Origin of the sequence: Aquincola tertiaricarbonis (genome assembly GCF_023573145.1) — a bacterium.
Taxonomy (GTDB): Bacteria; Pseudomonadota; Gammaproteobacteria; order Burkholderiales; family Burkholderiaceae_C; genus Aquincola; species Aquincola tertiaricarbonis_B.
The window spans coordinates 489,701-503,683 of record NZ_CP097636.1; the positions used below are offsets into that span (position 1 = coordinate 489,701).

Consider the following 13,983-nt stretch of genomic DNA (forward strand, 5'->3'; position numbering starts at 1 on the left):
CGAAGGATTACACCATCACCGCATGGCGGCCTCGTGGCGAAGGCCTCTTCCGTACAATGAAAAACCATGCTCGACGAGCGCGCCAAAACCCTGCTGAAGACCCTGGTCGAACGCTACATCGCGGACGGCCAGCCCGTGGGTTCGCGCACCTTGTCCAAGGCGTCGGGGCTGGACCTGTCGCCGGCCACCATCCGCAACGTGATGGCCGACCTGGAGGAGCTGGGCCTGATTGCCAGCCCGCACACCAGCGCGGGGCGCATTCCCACGGCCCGCGGCTACCGGTTGTTCGTCGACACCATGCTCACCGCGCGGCCCTTCGGCGCCGCCGACCTGCCGGCCGACATGGCGGCGGCGGGCGGCCACCTGCAGCCCGACCAGCCGCAGCGGGTCATCGCCACCGCGGCGCACATGCTGTCCAACCTGTCCAACTTCGTGGGGGTGGTCACGGCGCCGCGCAAGACCAGCGTCTTCCACCACATCGAGTTCCTGCGGCTGGGCGAGCGGCGGGTGCTGCTCATCCTGGTGGCGCCCGACGGCGACGTGCAGAACCGCGTCATCTTCACCGCCCGCGACTACACCCAGAGCGAGCTGGTGGAAGCCACCAACTTCCTGAACCAGCACTACGCGGGTTTGACCATCGACGGTGTGCGCGAGCGGCTCAAGCGCGAGATCGAGGCGCTGCGCGGCGACATCGCCACGCTGATGCAGGCCGCGGTGCAGGCCGGTGGTGAGGCGCTGGAGGAAAGCGAAGATCAGGTGGTGGTGAGCGGCGAGCGCAACCTGCTGGCGGTGCAGGACTTCAACGACATGGGCTCGCTGCGCAAGATGTTCGACCTGTTTGAGCAGAAGACGCAGCTGATGCGCCTGCTGGACGTGAGCAGCCGCGCCGAGGGCGTGCGCATCTACATCGGCGGCGAAAGTCGCGTGGTGCCCTTCGAGGAGCTGTCGGTCGTCAGCGCCCCGTACGAGGTAGACGGCCAGGTCGTCGGCACGCTGGGCGTCATCGGTCCCACCCGCATGGCCTACGACCGCATGATCCAGATCGTCGACATCACCTCGCGGCTGGTGACCAACGCACTGTCGCAGCCACGCTGAGCGCGGCCTGGCCTGCCTACAATGCGCGGCTTCGCCCGGGGGCCGTTAGCTCAGTTGGTTAGAGCAGAGGACTCATAATCCTTTGGTCGTTGGTTCAAGTCCAACACGGCCTACCAAAAGGTTGAACGAAAATAGCACTTGGCTTTTTCGGCCAGGTGGACGCCCTGTTGGGGTGTGGGCTCGTGGCAGAGGGGGCCGCCCTTGAAGACCTCTGTGCAGCCGTTTGCAGGACCGGGTTCCTGAGCTTCTGGCCGCTAACGGGCTCGCTGTTGAGGTAGTGACCTCGATGGAGTTGTCCGCCAGGCGACGGCTCACGATCCCTTGACGGCGCAACACGTTTGCAACACAGTGGCGGCATGAAGACCGCCATCCTGCCGCAAGTGCGTGTCGAGCCTCAGCTGAGAGCCGACCTGGAATCAGTTCTGCGCGAGGGCGAAACCCTGTCCGACTTCTTGGAATCGACCGTCCGTCAGGCGGTTGACTATCGGCGCATGCAAGCTGAATTCGATGCTCGCGCCGATGCGGCCTGGGCGCGATACCAGCAGACGGGCAAGGGTGTGCCAGCGCAGGAGGTCGTGGCACAGATGCGGGGGCGTCTTGACGCCAAGCGGCGCGAACTGCAAGGCAAGCATCGTCCGGATGCTGCATGACGTTCCGGGTGGTGCTTGGCCCGGAGGCGAATGCGGACCTCCAGCGGCTGTACCAGTACCTGCTCGATCGAGCTGAGTACGTGGAGGACCTCGAGGTTGCGGACCGCGCATTGCAGGCCGTCGAGGAGGCCATGATTGCGCTTGCGAAGGCACCATTTCTGTTCCGCAAGGAAGCAGGGTCTCGAAGCCAACTGCGCCGCGAACTTGTCGTGCCGTTCGGGGCCTCTGGATATGTACTGAAGTATGAAATCGCTTCGCCAGCGCTTGTCGTGGTGCTGGCCGTCCGCCACCAGCACGAGGCCGACTACCAGTGATTCCGCTTCCCTACCACCCGGCCATCCCTCAACTTCAGCCCACCGCCAGCAGCGCCGCCAGCAGTGCATCCGGCGCGCTCACCATCGGGTCGTGGCCGGTCGCGATCTCCACCACCTGCCAGCCAGGCGCGGCGCGCACGCGTCGGCGCATCACATCGATGGTGGCCAGCGCCGGTGAGGTGCAGTCGATGAAAGTGCGGGGCAGCCGGTTGATGCGCTGCGCATCGAAGTGCAGCAGGTCGTCGTACACGCCGCCCGGTTGCGGTGTCTGGCGGCGGGCCACCCACGCGGCGTCTTCGCCCTGCAGACCGAAAGCCGCGGGGTCGGCCGGCGGGAGGGTGCCGGTGGCAGCGATGGCGGCGCGGCGGGCCGCCTGGGTCTCGGGCGTGTGGCCGCTGGACCAGCTTTCGCCCGGCTCGGGCACCACCGCATCCAGGTAGACCAGGTGCGACAACCGCTCCGCTAGGCGGTCAGCCACCGCGGTGATCACGATGCCGCCGTAGCTGTGGCCCACCAGCACCGCAGCCTGCAGTTCTTCGGCCTCGATGACGGCGCACACGTCGTCGGCATGCGTCTGCAGGTTGATGTCGGGCCGCAGCAGGTGGGCCCGCTCCCCTACGCCGGTCAACGATACGGCAAACGCCCGGTGGCCGGCCGCCCACAGGCCGGGCAGCACTCGCCGCCAGCACCAGGCGCCGTGCCAGGCGCCATGCACGAGTACGTAGTCCATCAGATGGCGCCTGCCTGCCGCAGCGCGGCGCAGTCGTCTGCCGACAAGCCGAATTCGGCCAGCACCTGCTGCGTATGTTCACCCAGCAGTGGCGGCGGCCGGCGCACGGTGGGCGGCGTGGCCGACAGCTTCATCGGGCTGGCCACCAGCCGCAGGCTGTCGGTGTGCGGGTGCGGCACCTGCGTCACCATGCCGCGCGCCAGCACATGCGGGTCGGCGAACACCTCTGCCAGGTTGTTGATGGCGCCGCACGGCACCTTGGCGGCCTCCAGCGCGTCCAGCCAGGTCTGCTTGGGGCGGGTGCGCAGCACCTCGGCCAGCATCGGCACCAGCACGTCGCGGTGGCGCACCCGGTCGGCGTTCTTGACGAAGCGCGGATCCGCCGCCAGCTCGGGAACGCCCGCCACCTGGCAGAACTTGGCGAACTGGCCGTCATTGCCCACCGCCAGGATCATGTGGCCGTCGGCCGCCTCGAACACCTGGTACGGCACGATGTTCTGGTGTGCATTGCCCGCCCGCTTGGGTGCGACGCCGCTGGCCAGGTAGTTGGCGCCCATGTTGGCCAGCATGGCCACCTGCGTGTCCAGCAGCGCCATGTCGATCGCCTGGCCCTGGCCGGTGGCGTCCCGGTGGCGCAGCGCCGCCAGGATGGCCACGGTGGCGTACATGCCGGTGAACAGGTCGGCCACCGCCACGCCCACCTTCTGCGGTCCGCCGCCGGGCAGGTCGTCACGCTCGCCGGTGATGCTCATCAGGCCACCCAGGCCCTGCACCGCGTAGTCGTAGCCGGCGCGGTCACGGTAGGGGCCGGTCTGGCCGAAGCCGGTGACCGAGCAGTACACCAGCCGCGGGTTCAGTTGCAGCAGCGTGGCAGCGTCCAGCCCGTAGCGGGCCATGTCGCCCACCTTGTAGTTCTCCACGAACACGTCGCACTGCGTCACCAGCCGCCGCACCAGGTCCTGGCCGGCCGGCGTGGCGATGTCGATGGTGATCGAGCGCTTGTTGCGGTTGGCGCCCAGGTAGTAGGCCGCCTCCGCCGTGTCCAGGCCGTCGCGGTCCTTCAGGAAGGGCGGGCCCCAGCCCCGGGTGTCGTCCCCGCCCGGGTGGCGCTCGCCGGGCGGCCGCTCCACCTTGATCACGTCGGCGCCCAGGTCGGCCAGCGTCTGCGTGCACCAGGGGCCGGCCAGCACGCGCGACAGGTCGAGCACACGTACACCGTTCAAGGCACCGGGCGCGGCCGGCGGGAGAGTGGGGCTGGATACGGCTTCGGTCATCCGCCCATGCTAAGCCGGCGCCCCGGGATAATGGCGCGTGCACCTTCCAACTCCGCTCCGCGCCTGCGTCGCCGGCGCCTGCATCCTGGCCGGCCTCTGGCTGGCGGGTTGTTCGCCTTCCCTCAACTGGCGCGACGTTCGGCCGGAAGGCGCCGACCTGCTGGCACTGTTTCCGTGCAAGCCCAGCGGCCCCACCCGCAGCGTGCCGCTGGCCGGCGCCCCGGCCAAGTTGACGGTGTTGGCCTGCGAGGCTGACGGCATGACCTTCGGCCTCAGCCATGCCGACGTGGCCGATCCGGCGCGGGTGGGGCCGGCGCTGCAGGCCCTGGCGGCAGGCACCGCGGCCAACCTGGGAGCCGGCAGCCTGCCCCCGCCCCAACCGCTGGAGGTGCCCGGGGCTGCGGCGGGTGCATCAGGCGGGCGCTACGAACTGGCCGGGCGTCAGCCGGATGGGCAGCCCTTGAAGGCGCAGATGCTGCTGTTCTCCCGCGGCACCCTGGTGTACCAGGCGACGGTGCTGGGGAACCGCGTGGCCCCGGATGCAGTCGAAACCTTCTTCGGGTCGCTCAAGGCCGGCGGCTGACGGCGGCACGCTCCCCCTCGTCTTGACGGGTTTGCAACGTCATTGCCGGGCCTAGGGGCAATCCCGAGTACGCTCCACCCCCCATGATCCCCGGTCTCGTCATCCTTGCCCACGCGCCGCTGGCTTCGGCCCTGCGCGACGTGGCGCAGCACACCTTTCCCGAGTGCGCCGCGCGCATCCAGGCGGTCGACGTCACCCCCGAGATGACGCCCGAGCAGGCCGAAGTGCTGGCCCGCGAGGCACTTGCCAAGGTGCGCAGCCCCCAGGCGCTGATCTTCACCGACGTGTTCGGCGCCACGCCCTGCAACGTGGCGCAGAGGCTGTCCGACGGCGTGCAGGTCCGGGTCGTCACCGGCGTCAACGTGCCGATGTTGTGGCGCGCGCTGTGTTACGGCAACGAGCCGCTCGAGAATCTCGTTTCGCGTGCGCTGGCCGGGGCGACGCAGGGTGTGATGCCGGTGGGGAACACCCGTCCGCAGAACCAGGCCTATCAAACCAACACAGATGCTCAAGACCACGCTCACCATCAGCAATAAGCTGGGGCTGCATGCCCGCGCTTCGGCCAAGCTCACCAAACTGGCAGCCAGCTTTGCCAGCGAAGTGTTTTTGACGCGCAACGGCCGCCGGGTCAACGCCAAGAGCATCATGGGCGTGATGATGCTGGCCGCAGGCATGGGCACCGAGCTGGAGCTGGACGTGGAAGGCCCGGACGAGCAGGCCGCCGTGGACGCCATCGTGGCCCTCGTCAACGACAAGTTCGGCGAAGGCCAATAGGTCTTTTTTCACCGGGCTGCCCCGGGTGGCGGCTGGCATGCTCACTGCTACATTGGCTGTATGAGCATTCAGGTGTTTGGCCTGCCGGTGTCCCGCGGCGTCGCCATTGGTCGCGCAGTGCTGGTGGCGTCCAGCCGTATCGATGTTGCGCACTATTTCATCGACGCATCGCAAGCCGATGCGGAAATCGAGCGGCTCAAGTCCGCGCGCAACGAGGTCGCCACCGAGCTGAGCACGCTGCAGCGTGACCTGCCCCCCGATGCGCCGGCCGAGTTGTCGGCGCTGCTCGACGTGCACCTGATGCTGTTGCACGACGAGATGCTGGCCACCGCCACCAAGCAGTGGATCCGCGACCGGCACTACAACGCCGAGTGGGCGGTCTCGGCCCAGCTCGAAGTCCTGGCCCGTCAGTTCGACGAGATGGAGGACGAGTACCTGCGCGAGCGCAAGGCCGACATGGAGCAGGTCACCGAACGCCTGCTGCGGGCCTTGGCGCGCAAGAGCAACCCGGCGGTCGCGCCCGTGGCGCAGGCCAGCCGCGACTTCGGCGGTGAAGATCCGCTGGTGCTGGTGGCCAGCGACATCGCACCGGCCGACATGCTGCAGTTCCGCCGCAGCGTGTTCACCGGCTTCGTCACCGACGTAGGCGGCAAGACCTCGCACACGGCCATCGTCGCCCGCAGCATGGACATCCCGGCAGTGGTCGGCGCCCGCGAGGCCAGCCGCCTGATCCGCCAGGACGACTGGATCGTCATCGACGGCGACCATGGCGTCGTCATCGTCGACCCGTCGCCCATCGTGCTGGAGGAGTACCGCTTCCGCCAGCGCCAGAGCGAGCTGGAGCGCGCCCGCCTCAACCGCCTGCGCCACATGCCGGCCGTCACGCTCGATGGTCAGGCCATCGATTTGCTGGCCAACATCGAGCTGCCCACCGATGCTGCCGCCGCCGTGGATGCCGGCGCTGTGGGCGTGGGCCTGTTCCGCAGCGAATTCCTGTTCATGAACCGCGCGCCGGACGACATGCCCGGCGAGGACGAACAGTACGAGGCCTACCGCGATGCGGTGCTGGGCATGAAGGGGTTGCCGGTCACCATCCGCACGGTGGACATCGGCGCCGACAAGCCCATCGAGCGCATGAGCGTGAGCGAGTTGCGGCATGAGCATGTGCTCAACCCTGCGCTTGGGCTGCGCGCCATCCGCTGGAGCCTGGCCGAGCCGGCGATGTTCCGCCAGCAGCTGCGTGCCATCCTGCGGGCCAGTGCCCACGGCAAGGTGCGCCTGCTCATTCCCATGGTCGCGCACCTGTCCGAGATCCGGCAGACCTTCGAGTCGATCGCCCGCGCCAAGCAACAGCTGGCAGACGCCGGACGGCCGTTCGTCGACGTCGAGGTCGGCGCCATGATCGAGATTCCCGCGGCAGCGCTGATGCTCAAGCGCTTCCTCCAGTTCTTCGACTTCATCTCGATCGGCACCAACGACCTGATCCAGTACACGCTGGCCATCGATCGGGCTGACGAGCATGTCTCCCACCTCTATGACCCATGGCACCCGGCAGTGCTGCGCCTGGTGGCCGACAGCATCGCCATGGCCAATGCAGCCGGCAAGCATGTGAGCGTCTGCGGGGAGATGGCGGGCGACGTTGCCTTCACCGAGCTGCTGCTGGCGATGGGCTTGCGCAGCCTCTCTATGCACCCGGCCCAGATTGCTTCCGTGAAGCACCGCGTTCTGCGTGCCGACACGCGCCGCCTCAAGGCAGGGCTGGAGGCGGTGTTGTCCGCGGACGATCCGATGACTGCCGCGCAGGATGCGTTCCGGCGCGTCGAGGCGGGCGCGACCCTCAGCGGGACGCCCCTGCAGTAGCCCTCTGAGGTTGAGCATCTGGGCGGCGCGCAGGTGCCGCCCTAACTTTTTTCGTGCCCCGCTTGCGCGCTCTTCAAAACCCGTGCTACAGTGCAAGGCTTCGCTGATCACTGAAGCGTTTAGCCGGAAGCGGCGACGGGGAAGGAAGTTAGCGAGAAGGTCGAAAGACCTTGCAGTTGACAGGGATTTGAAAACAACGTCATAATCACTGTCTTCGCTGATTACTGAAACGAATCAGCAGCGACTCGAAAGAGGCGCAGTTCTTTAAAAAGTTACAGCCGATAAGTGTGGGCGTTTGAAGGCGAGCACCGATAGCCGCAAGGCACGGGGTTTATAACCTCAAACGCTCATGGAAGTGAAGTTCACTTCAATTCTTTGAGCAAAAATCAAGATCGAACTAAAGAGTTTGATCCTGGCTCAGATTGAACGCTGGCGGCATGCCTTACACATGCAAGTCGAACGGTAACGCGGGGCAACCTGGCGACGAGTGGCGAACGGGTGAGTAATGCATCGGAACGTGCCCAGAAGTGGGGGATAGCCCGGCGAAAGCCGGATTAATACCGCATGAGACCTGAGGGTGAAAGCGGGGGATCGCAAGACCTCGCGCTTTTGGAGCGGCCGATGTCAGATTAGCTAGTTGGTGGGGTAAAGGCCTACCAAGGCGACGATCTGTAGCTGGTCTGAGAGGACGACCAGCCACACTGGGACTGAGACACGGCCCAGACTCCTACGGGAGGCAGCAGTGGGGAATTTTGGACAATGGGCGCAAGCCTGATCCAGCCATGCCGCGTGCGGGAAGAAGGCCTTCGGGTTGTAAACCGCTTTTGTCAGGGAAGAAACGCTCTGGGCTAATACCCTGGGGTAATGACGGTACCTGAAGAATAAGCACCGGCTAACTACGTGCCAGCAGCCGCGGTAATACGTAGGGTGCAAGCGTTAATCGGAATTACTGGGCGTAAAGCGTGCGCAGGCGGTTATGCAAGACAGATGTGAAATCCCCGGGCTCAACCTGGGAACTGCATTTGTGACTGCATGGCTAGAGTGCGGCAGAGGGGGATGGAATTCCGCGTGTAGCAGTGAAATGCGTAGATATGCGGAGGAACACCGATGGCGAAGGCAATCCCCTGGGCCTGCACTGACGCTCATGCACGAAAGCGTGGGGAGCAAACAGGATTAGATACCCTGGTAGTCCACGCCCTAAACGATGTCAACTGGTTGTTGGGAGGGTTTCTTCTCAGTAACGAAGCTAACGCGTGAAGTTGACCGCCTGGGGAGTACGGCCGCAAGGTTGAAACTCAAAGGAATTGACGGGGACCCGCACAAGCGGTGGATGATGTGGTTTAATTCGATGCAACGCGAAAAACCTTACCTACCCTTGACATGTCTGGAATCCTGAAGAGATTTGGGAGTGCTCGAAAGAGAGCCAGAACACAGGTGCTGCATGGCCGTCGTCAGCTCGTGTCGTGAGATGTTGGGTTAAGTCCCGCAACGAGCGCAACCCTTGTCATTAGTTGCTACGAAAGGGCACTCTAATGAGACTGCCGGTGACAAACCGGAGGAAGGTGGGGATGACGTCAGGTCCTCATGGCCCTTATGGGTAGGGCTACACACGTCATACAATGGCCGGTACAGAGGGCTGCCAACCCGCGAGGGGGAGCCAATCCCAGAAAACCGGTCGTAGTCCGGATCGCAGTCTGCAACTCGACTGCGTGAAGTCGGAATCGCTAGTAATCGCGGATCAGCTTGCCGCGGTGAATACGTTCCCGGGTCTTGTACACACCGCCCGTCACACCATGGGAGCGGGTTCTGCCAGAAGTAGTTAGCCTAACCGCAAGGAGGGCGATTACCACGGCAGGGTTCGTGACTGGGGTGAAGTCGTAACAAGGTAGCCGTATCGGAAGGTGCGGCTGGATCACCTCCTTTCTGGAAAACTGGTGCTTTAATTCTTGCGCCCACGCTTATCGGCTGTACTTGACGGCAGATTGGGGTCTGTAGCTCAGTCGGTTAGAGCACCGTCTTGATAAGGCGGGGGTCGTTGGTTCGAATCCAACCAGACCCACCACCTATTGGGGGGTGTAGCTCAGCTGGGAGAGCACCTGCTTTGCAAGCAGGGGGTCATCGGTTCGATCCCGTTCACCTCCACCAATTGGCTCGTTCAGGCCAGGAACTGTGATGGTTCTTGGCCTGTGCGATTCTTCAGTGGATTGCCTGTCGTTCTTTAACAATTCAAAGAGTCGAAATCAGTAATGTGCTGATGGACTGCGTGAAAGCGCGGACAAGTCAGCATAGTTCAATGATTGCGTCAAATACACAAACTTCGACGAATGCAAGTTCGAAGAAGTTCGGCATAACGCGTAAATACTCAAAGTCAACGCAAGTTGATTTTCAGTCCTTGACGATGCCTTCGGCTGAAGGTGTCAAAGTTATAGGGTCAAGTGACTAAGTGCATGTGGTGGATGCCTTGGCGATTACAGGCGACGAAGGACGTGATAGCCTGCGATAAGCTTCGGGGAGCTGGCAAATTAGCTGTGATCCGGAGATTTCCGAATGGGGAAACCCGACCGTAAGGTCATCGTGATCTGAATACATAGGGTCACGAGGCGAACCGGGTGAACTGAAACATCTCAGTAGCTCGAGGAAAAGACATCAACCGAGATTCCGAAAGTAGTGGCGAGCGAAATCGGAAGAGCCTGCACGTTTTAGCAGTCGACTTATCAGAACAGTCTGGAAAGGCTGGCCATAGCGGGTGATAGCCCCGTATGAAAAAAGACGGCTGTGGAACTAAGCGTGCGACAAGTAGGGCGGGACACGTGAAATCCTGTCTGAAGATGGGGGGACCATCCTCCAAGGCTAAATACTCGTAATCGACCGATAGTGAACTAGTACCGTGAGGGAAAGGCGAAAAGAACCCCGGGAGGGGAGTGAAATAGATCCTGAAACCGCATGCATACAAAAAGTCGGAGCCGCAAGGTGACGGCGTACCTTTTGTATAATGGGTCAGCGACTTACATTCAGTGGCGAGCTTAACCGAATAGGGAAGGCGTAGAGAAATCGAGTCCGAATAGGGCGTTCAGTCGCTGGGTGTAGACCCGAAACCAGGTGATCTATCCATGGCCAGGATGAAGGTACCGTAACAGGTGCTGGAGGTCCGAACCGACTAGTGTTGCAAAACTAGCGGATGAGCTGTGGATAGGGGTGAAAGGCTAAACAAACCTGGAGATAGCTGGTTCTCTCCGAAAACTATTTAGGTAGTGCCTCAAGTATTACCATCGGGGGTAGAGCACTGTTATGGCTAGGGGGTCATGGCGACTTACCAAACCATTGCAAACTCCGAATACCGATGAGTACAGCTTGGGAGACAGTGCACCGGGTGCTAACGTCCGGACACAAGAGGGAAACAACCCAGACCGCCAGCTAAGGTCCCTAAAATTGGCTAAGTGGGAAACGAAGTGGGAAGGCTAAAACAGTCAGGATGTTGGCTTAGAAGCAGCCATCATTTAAAGAAAGCGTAATAGCTCACTGATCGAGTCGTCCTGCGCGGAAGATGTAACGGGGCTAAGCCAGTTACCGAAGCTGCGGGTGCATCGCAAGATGCGCGGTAGGAGAGCGTTCTGTACGCCTGTGAAGGTGGATCGTGAGGTCTGCTGGAGGTATCAGAAGTGCGAATGCTGACATGAGTAGCGTTAAAGGGGGTGAAAAGCCCCCTCGCCGAAAGCGCAAGGTTTCCTACGCAACGTTCATCGGCGTAGGGTGAGTCGGCCCCTAAGGCGAGGCAGAGATGCGTAGCTGATGGGAAACAGGTCAATATTCCTGTACCGATCAATAGTGCGATGTGGGGACGGAGAAGGTTAACTCAGCCGGGTGTTGGATGTCCCGGTTCAAGCATGTAGGCGTGCCCTCTAGGCAAATCCGGAGGGCTTAGCTGAGGTGTGATAACGAGGAGGCTTGCCTCTGAAGTGAGTGATACCCTGCTTCCAGGAAAAGCCACTAAGCTTCAGCTATTGACGACCGTACCGCAAACCGACACTGGTGCGCGAGATGAGTATTCTAAGGCGCTTGAGAGAACTCTGGAGAAGGAACTCGGCAAATTGACACCGTAACTTCGGAAGAAGGTGTGCCTTTAGTAGGTGAAGTCCCTCGCGGATGGAGCCCAATGAGGTTGCAAAGAATCGGTGGCTGCGACTGTTTATTAAAAACACAGCACTCTGCAAAGACGAAAGTCGACGTATAGGGTGTGACGCCTGCCCGGTGCTGGAAGATTAAATGATGGGGTGCAAGCTCTTGATTGAAGTCCCAGTAAACGGCGGCCGTAACTATAACGGTCCTAAGGTAGCGAAATTCCTTGTCGGGTAAGTTCCGACCTGCACGAATGGCGTAACGATGGCCACACTGTCTCCTCCAGAGACTCAGCGAAGTTGAAATGTTTGTGATGATGCAATCTCCCCGCGGAAAGACGGAAAGACCCCATGAACCTTTACTGTAGCTTTACATTGGACTTTGAACAGATCTGTGTAGGATAGGTGGGAGGCTTTGAAACCCAGTCGCTAGATTGGGTGGAGCCGACGTTGAAATACCACCCTGGTGTGTTTGAGGTTCTAACCTTGGCCCGTGATCCGGGTTGGGGACAGTGTATGGTGGGCAGTTTGACTGGGGCGGTCTCCTCCCAAAGTGTAACGGAGGAGTTCGAAGGTACGCTAGGCACGGTCGGAAATCGTGCTGATAGTGCATTGGCATAAGCGTGCTTGACTGCGAGACTGACAAGTCGAGCAGGTACGAAAGTAGGACAAAGTGATCCGGTGGTTCTGTATGGAAGGGCCATCGCTCAACGGATAAAAGGTACTCTGGGGATAACAGGCTGATACCGCCCAAGAGTTCATATCGACGGCGGTGTTTGGCACCTCGATGTCGGCTCATCTCATCCTGGGGCTGTAGCCGGTCCCAAGGGTATGGCTGTTCGCCATTTAAAGAGGTACGTGAGCTGGGTTTAAAACGTCGTGAGACAGTTTGGTCCCTATCTTCCGTGGGCGCTGCAAGATTGAGAGAGCCTGCTCCTAGTACGAGAGGACCGGAGTGGACGCACCTCTGGTGTATCGGTTGTCACGCCAGTGGCATTGCCGAGTAGCTAAGTGCGGAAGAGATAACCGCTGAAAGCATCTAAGCGGGAAACTCGTCTCAAGATGAGTCTTGCCGGGGCCTCGAGCCCCCTGAAGAGTCGTTCTAGACCAGGACGTTGATAGGCTGGGTGTGGAAGCGCAGTAATGCGTTAAGCTAACCAGTACTAATTGCTCGTGAGGCTTGACCCTATAACTTTGACAGCACACCGTCAAAGTACAGTTATGCCGTGTAGGCTCAATCGTTGAACTGATTTATACTCTTTGAATTGGCTGAGTTGACCAACATGTCAACTTGGCAACCCGTCAAGCCTGATGACCATAGCGAGGTGGTCCCACTCCTTCCCATCCCGAACAGGACAGTGAAACGCCTCAGCGCCGATGATAGTGCGGATTCCCGTGTGAAAGTAGGACATCGTCAGGCTATTTACCCGCGCAGACCCCCGCTCAACCTATCGTTGAGCGGGGGTTTTGCCTTTTGGGCGATTGCGTTTTCAACAACACTGGTCTCGATCGCCCAAAGAAAACGGCCCCGAAGGGCCGTTGAGGATGGTGCACGACAAGGTCAGCAGAATCAGTCTGCGTATTGGCCCGCCGCCTTGATGATCGGCGACCACTTCTCGATTTCGGCCTGCACAAACTTCTTGTGCTCGGCGCCGCCAACGCGGCTGTCAGTCACCACCACCGCGCCAAGTGCTTCTTCACGCTTGATGAAGTCCGCATCCTTCAGCGCTGCGCGCAGGGCCGTGTTGATCTTTTCCATCACCGGTGCGGGCGTGCCCTTGGGGGCATACAGGCCGTGCCAGATGGTGACGTTGAAGCCCTTCAGGCCGGATTCGTCCAACGTGGGCAGTTGCGCCAGCGAAGGCGTCTTCAGGCGCTGAGGCGTGGTGACCGCGAAAGCCTTGACCTTGCCCGCTTCAATCTGGCCGGAGGTATTGGTGGTCTGGTCGCACATGATGTCGACCTGGCCGCCCAGGAGATCGTTCATGGCCGGTGCGGTGCCCTTGTAAGGGACGGTGGTCATGTCGATCTTCATGGTGGATTGCAGCAGCAGGCCACACAGGTGAGATGCAGCGCCCAGGCCCGCATTGGCGAGGTTGACCTTGCCTTTGTTCTGTTCCAGCCACTTCACCAGCTCGGCGTAGTTGTTCGCCGGCAGCGAAGGACGGCCGATCAGCGTCATCGGTACTTCGTTGACCATGCCCAGATACTCGAAGTCGTCGAGCGTCTTGTAAGGCAGGCTGCGGTACAGCGCCGGCGCGGTGGCGATGCCGATGTGATGCAGCAGCAGCGTGTAGCCGTCGGGGGCGGCTTTGGCCACCTTGGCAGCGCCCAGCGTACCGCCAGCGCCGCCGACGTTCTCGATGATGATGGTACCGCCGAGCGGCTTGCGCAGCGCTTCGGCCAAGTCACGTGCCACCTTGTCTGTGGGGCCGCCGGCCGTGAACGGCACGACGATAGTCACGGGCTTGGTGGGGTATTGTGCGAAGACTGCGGCGCTGATCGCCATCAACGCGCCGCCGATCAAAGATTTCTTCATGGCCATAGGCTCCTAGCTGTGCGGTGCAATCGCACGGTGGCGGAATGCT

Annotated in this window: 10 protein-coding genes, 3 tRNA genes and 3 rRNA genes; 13 read left to right on the plus strand and 3 right to left on the minus strand. The window is 61.8% G+C overall.

All coding sequences use genetic code 11. The features are described from left to right. The first annotated feature begins 66 nt into the window (after window positions 1-66). The 4 genes from hrcA (at window position 67) to MW290_RS16495 (ending at window position 2,059) form a co-directional block, all read left to right on the plus strand. Window positions 67-1,095, plus strand: a complete 1,029-nt coding sequence (hrcA, locus tag MW290_RS16480) for a heat-inducible transcriptional repressor HrcA (RefSeq protein ID WP_250198801.1) — start codon at window positions 67-69, stop codon at window positions 1,093-1,095. Between the two features lie 39 nt (window positions 1,096-1,134). Then, a tRNA-Ile gene (locus MW290_RS16485) sits at window positions 1,135-1,211 on the plus strand. A gap of 240 nt (window positions 1,212-1,451) precedes the next feature. After that, complete coding sequence (locus tag MW290_RS16490) at window positions 1,452-1,745, plus strand: YlcI/YnfO family protein (RefSeq protein ID WP_250198802.1); 294 nt, start codon at window positions 1,452-1,454, stop codon at window positions 1,743-1,745. Beyond that, complete coding sequence (locus MW290_RS16495; RefSeq protein ID WP_250198803.1) at window positions 1,742-2,059, plus strand: type II toxin-antitoxin system RelE/ParE family toxin; 318 nt, start codon at window positions 1,742-1,744, stop codon at window positions 2,057-2,059. The genes MW290_RS16490 and MW290_RS16495 overlap by 4 nt, the downstream gene beginning before the upstream one ends. A gap of 34 nt (window positions 2,060-2,093) precedes the next feature. On the opposite strand, the gene MW290_RS16500 is transcribed toward MW290_RS16495, so the two are convergent. Together MW290_RS16500 and MW290_RS16505 are read right to left on the minus strand one after the other, a co-directional pair. After that, window positions 2,094-2,789, minus strand: coding sequence for an alpha/beta fold hydrolase (locus MW290_RS16500; protein ID WP_250198804.1), 696 nt, complete (start codon window positions 2,787-2,789; stop codon window positions 2,094-2,096). Beyond that, a complete protein-coding gene (locus tag MW290_RS16505; RefSeq protein WP_250198805.1) occupies window positions 2,789-4,063 on the minus strand; it encodes a CaiB/BaiF CoA transferase family protein in 1,275 nt (424 codons plus the stop codon). Before MW290_RS16505 ends, MW290_RS16500 begins: the two co-directional genes overlap by 1 nt. A 37-nt stretch (window positions 4,064-4,100) precedes the next feature. On the opposite strand from MW290_RS16505, the gene MW290_RS16510 reads away from it, so the two are divergent. The 9 genes from MW290_RS16510 to rrf all read left to right on the plus strand — a co-directional run bounded on the left by MW290_RS16510 (window position 4,101) and on the right by rrf (window position 12,815). Next, the gene (locus MW290_RS16510; RefSeq protein WP_250198806.1) at window positions 4,101-4,646 is read left to right on the plus strand and encodes a hypothetical protein; all 546 of its coding nucleotides are present in this window, start codon (window positions 4,101-4,103) and stop codon (window positions 4,644-4,646) included. 86 nt (window positions 4,647-4,732) lie between these two features. Then, window positions 4,733-5,182: a PTS sugar transporter subunit IIA gene (locus MW290_RS16515; RefSeq protein ID WP_250200029.1), complete on the plus strand. Its 450-nt coding sequence runs from the start codon at window positions 4,733-4,735 to the stop codon at window positions 5,180-5,182. Further along, complete coding sequence (locus MW290_RS16520) at window positions 5,151-5,420, plus strand: HPr family phosphocarrier protein (protein WP_250198807.1); 270 nt, start codon at window positions 5,151-5,153, stop codon at window positions 5,418-5,420. Before MW290_RS16515 ends, MW290_RS16520 begins: the two co-directional genes overlap by 32 nt. A 60-nt stretch (window positions 5,421-5,480) precedes the next feature. Beyond that, complete coding sequence (gene ptsP, locus MW290_RS16525; protein WP_250198808.1) at window positions 5,481-7,280, plus strand: phosphoenolpyruvate--protein phosphotransferase; 1,800 nt, start codon at window positions 5,481-5,483, stop codon at window positions 7,278-7,280. Between the two features lie 394 nt (window positions 7,281-7,674). Next, a 16S ribosomal RNA gene (locus MW290_RS16530) occupies window positions 7,675-9,203 on the plus strand. 62 nt (window positions 9,204-9,265) lie between these two features. After that, window positions 9,266-9,342 (plus strand) — tRNA-Ile (locus tag MW290_RS16535). Window positions 9,343-9,349: 7 nt separating this feature from the next. Continuing rightward, a tRNA-Ala gene (locus tag MW290_RS16540) sits at window positions 9,350-9,425 on the plus strand. A gap of 284 nt (window positions 9,426-9,709) precedes the next feature. Further along, a 23S ribosomal RNA gene (locus MW290_RS16545) occupies window positions 9,710-12,583 on the plus strand. A gap of 119 nt (window positions 12,584-12,702) precedes the next feature. After that, a 5S ribosomal RNA gene (gene rrf, locus MW290_RS16550) occupies window positions 12,703-12,815 on the plus strand. The 16S, 23S and 5S rRNA genes sit together here with 2 tRNA genes alongside, the layout of an rRNA operon. Window positions 12,816-12,965: 150 nt before the next feature. Here the strand turns inward: rrf and MW290_RS16555 are convergent. Next, the gene (locus tag MW290_RS16555; protein ID WP_250198809.1) at window positions 12,966-13,934 is read right to left on the minus strand and encodes a tripartite tricarboxylate transporter substrate-binding protein; all 969 of its coding nucleotides are present in this window, start codon (window positions 13,932-13,934) and stop codon (window positions 12,966-12,968) included. Window positions 13,935-13,983: the final 49 nt, after the last annotated feature.